The organism is Microcoleus sp. PH2017_24_DOB_U_A, from assembly GCF_020738205.1.
Lineage (GTDB): Bacteria > Cyanobacteriota > Cyanobacteriia > Cyanobacteriales > Microcoleaceae > Microcoleus.
This window is the reverse complement of record NZ_JAEQCT010000196.1, coordinates 1-3,917: the sequence shown is the minus strand read 5'-3', so window position 1 is coordinate 3,917 and position 3,917 is coordinate 1. Positions and strand designations below refer to the sequence as shown.

Genomic DNA, 3,917 nt, shown 5'->3' with positions numbered 1-3,917 from the left:
GCAGGACTGAAGTCCTCACTACAAACCTTATACAATCTGTTCGTAGTGAGGACTTTTGTTCTCGGAAAAAGCAGGACTGAAGTCCTCACTACAAACCTTGTAAAATCTGTTCGTAGTGAGGACTTTTGTTCTCGGAAAAAGCAGGACTGAAGTCCTCACTACAAACCTGTTTTTTAGCCCGTATTCCGCATCCCGGCGGCAATACCATTAATCGTCAGCAGAGCTCCCCGCAACAACTCACCCTTGCTGTAACGCGAGTGAATCACACCGGGTACTCCGCCAGTACCATGTTGCCGCAATCGCTTCAGCAGTGAAACCTGCAACAAACCCAAAGGCACAATTGTGGCATTTCGTAATTGCACAGAACGCTGAAGCGATGGATCTCCATCCAACAAACTCTGGTGTCCGGTAATAGTTAAAACCAAATTACGAATCAAGTAGAATTCGGCAGCAATTTGCTCGAATAAAGCCTTAAATCGCTCTCTGTCTGCCGGTAACGCCAACTCCCGCACGTAGTGTTCTGCAATCTGCAAATCCACCTTCGATAATGTCATTTCTACCTTGGAAATTACCATTCTAAAAAACGGCCATTTCAAGTAAAAATACTGCAAAAGTTTCATGTGTTCTTCCGGTTCTTCCAGCAAATACTCTTGTAAAGCTGTGCCGACACCATACCAAGAAGGCAGCAAAAAGCGGCTTTGAGTCCAGCTAAACACCCACGGAATTGCTCGCAAACCGCTGATGTCTTTCTTCCCGCCGCGACGGGCTGGGCGAGAACTAATTTGCAACTGACTGATTTCTTGAATCGGGGTAACGTGGTGGAAGAAATCTACTAAATCTGGCTGTTCGTAGATTAAATTACGGTAGTGCGATCGCGATTTCGCCGATAACTCTTCCATAATCTCGTTCCAAGAGTCGATGCCATCGAAACCTGTATGCAGCAAACTAGCTTGAATTACCGCCGCCGCCACGGTTTCTAAATTGTAAAGCGCCAACTCCGGCAAAGAATATTTAGAAGCCAAAACCTCGCCTTGTTCGGTAATCTTAATTCGCCCGCTGATACTCTTTCCGGGCTGAGCCAAAATCGCTTTGTAAGCAGGCCCGCCGCCTCGCCCTACCGAACCGCCACGGCCGTGAAAAATTCGCAATTCTACTTCGTGCTTTTCCGCAACCATTTGCAAAGCTTTTTGAGCTTTGTGAATTTCCCAATTGCTGCTGAGGAAACCCGAATCTTTATTACTGTCCGAATAGCCCAGCATCACTTCTTGCAATTTGATTTTTCGGATTGGACAGTCTAGATTTTGTTCGCTTGGTTTGGCTGTTTCTTGGGCGTATCCTCCGGCTAATAAAGCCCGATAAACTGGCAGTTCAAATGCCTCCTGCATTACTTTTGGCGCTTTTTTCAAGTCTTCCACTGTTTCAAACAATGGGACTACTTGAATGCTGCTAATTCCGGTCGCTGGATCGTAAAGTCCTGATTCTTTTGCTAGCAACAAAACCGCCAGCATATCGCTGAGGTCGTGGGTCATGCTGATGACGTAGGTTTCGCAAATTTCCGGGCCGAACTCCTGGTGCATTTGCCGCAATATGCGGAAGGTATTAATTGTCTCGCAAGTTTTGGGAGAAAATGGCAATTCTGCGGGAATTAATGGGCGGCGAGTTTGCAGTTCTGTTGCTAGCCATATCACTCGATCGCCTTCAGACATTTCATTGTAAAGCTTGGGCAAAATTTGCAAGTATTCAGCAATTTCGCTCAAAGCGTCGGAGTGTACTGTTGACTCTTGGCGGATATCTAGGTAAGCCAAATTAAATCCGTAGATTTCTACTTGGCAGAGCAGATTTTCCAAGTCCCGACAGCTTAAACCGGTTTCGATTAAATTGTGCTCGATGAGCTGCAATTCGGTCAAAAACTCGGTTCCCGATCGATAAAGGCCGCTCATTCCGGGATGTTCCGACAAGGCTTCGCGCTCCCGTTGTAACTCGTCTCCTTTGTAGAGGCGCCAGTTGCGATCGCGCGTATTTTCCAGTCGCTGGAGTACGTAGGCGAGTTTCAACCGATAGGGCTCTTGACGGTAGCGGATCGCCCACTGCTCGTAAACCTCGGGAAATTCTGATTTGTCGCGATCGAGCGATTCGAGCAATTCTGGCAATACGTCGCTCCAGTGCAGCGACAAACTCAAAAGTTCGTTCAACCGCTTCACCGCATTGATGTACTTGCACAGCACTAAATGGCGTTGATAGCAAGCAGTTTGCCAAGTAACTTTTGGGGTGACAGAAGGATTCCCGTCTCTGTCGGAGCCCACCCAAGAACCGAACTTGCAAAAATTGTAACTAGGTGGTTTCAGGTAAGGGAAAGAAGCGTGCAGCGCTTGCTTTAAGCGTTGGTATAGCTCGGGAATAGCATCAAACAGCACTTCGTCGAAGTAGTGCAGGGTGTATTCCACCTCGTCAAGTACAGTCGGTTTGAACTGGTGCAGTTCGTCAGTGCGCCACCAAAGGCGAATTTCTTCCATGAGTTGCTCTTGGAGAGCCGCAGCTTCCCAGGAAGACACCGGGTAGGGGCTTTCTGAGTCGGCCCCGAGTACCTGAAATTTCTCGTCAACTTGGTCTAGCTTTTGGAGAATCTTCGCCATCCGCCGCTGCTTGGTGCGGATCGTGTTGCGGACAATTTCCGTCGGGTGGGCGGTGAATACTAAGCGGATGTCTAACTGATCGATCAAGCGCTGGATTTGCTGGCTGGGTACGTTCAAGCGCAGTAGCATCGGGAACAGTTGGTGAAATGTTCCGGCGTCTTTGGCGATCGCCTCGCTGCTGTCTACCTTGCTCAGAGCTGTTTGGGCCGGGCCTTCCCTGTGCCGCGGGCGATCGGGCGCATCCGTTGCTTGTCCCGGCAGCTTAGCAAACATCCGCCCGCCAGCATCGTTACTGCCAGTGTAAGCTAGCTGTTGGTCTCGCTGTTCGTAGTGCTGTTCGACAATGTTGATTAACTGAAAATATAGTGCAAAAGCACGAGCGGCGCGGATGGCGGCGTTGAGATCAAGCTTTTCGATTAGCTGTAGGACATTCGACTCGCGAAAGTGAGTGGCTTGTCCCTCGGCCGAATTGACCGATCGCATTTGTTGGAGCAAATCCACCAATTCCTGCCCGCACTCCTGTCGCAGCACCGATTCCCACAAGTCCTCTACTACTTTGAGGCGATTGCGTAGAAACAGGTCTGATTTTGAGTAAGGGGCAGAATGGGGAATAGATGGTGTATCAATAGCCTGTTCTGAAGACTGGAGGACTGAACTCATCGGGCTGTTCCTCAAATAGCTGCGGGTGTCTAGAAAATTGTATTGTTTAGTTTCACCGAAAACACTTTTATTTGCAGTCAAATTTGAGACATCTTATACAATTTGCGATTTGTGCTTGCGGATGACTCATGACGATCGTGCTTTGGAGCTCGGGGTCTCCCTTTCCTGGTGTTTTAAACTTCCCCGACCTGCTTGCGCGATCGGTCGGGGATTTCAGTAGCCCTAGAACGTGTTGCTCCAATGAGCAAGCAAGTCCTGAGCCTCCAGGCTGGTCTAAAAGCAGCCCCAATACAGAAATATTCTTAGCTCCATTCTCATCAGCATCACCAACCCAGCCACAATGACCACACCTAAACTTCTTGCCACTTCTGTATGATTCACCTCTAACGGGGTTAGGAACTGTAACTTAATTTATGGACAAAGCTACCCATCCTTGACTATTTGGGTAGCTTTTTGAGCAAATTGTGGCCGCACGAGACTATTTGCCCCTGGTTCAATTTGTTTTTGCCCCCGTGCCATTGGATTACAGATGTGGGCGTCTTGCGTCAGAGAAATCTGCATTTGGACTGATTATAATTTTTTACCTGCCATGTTGACGCTCGCAGGAACTCGTATATAATACAA

1 protein-coding gene is annotated in these 3,917 nt (G+C 48.5%); it reads right to left on the bottom strand.

Annotation, left to right across the window (positions count from 1 at the left end; all coding sequences use genetic code 11):
• Positions 1-173: 173 nt before the first annotated feature.
• Positions 174-3,293 carry a phosphoenolpyruvate carboxylase gene (gene ppc, locus JGK07_RS32870; protein ID WP_293193959.1) on the bottom strand — a complete coding sequence of 1,040 codons (3,120 nt, stop codon included), beginning with the start codon at positions 3,291-3,293 and terminating at the stop codon, positions 174-176.
• Positions 3,294-3,917: the final 624 nt, after the last annotated feature.

What these genes read in the sequence shown, in the direction of transcription:
- ppc (WP_293193959.1), bottom strand. Translation starts at nt 3,293, where the DNA reads ATGAGTTCAGTCCTCCAGTCTTCAGAACAGGCTATTGATACACCATCT.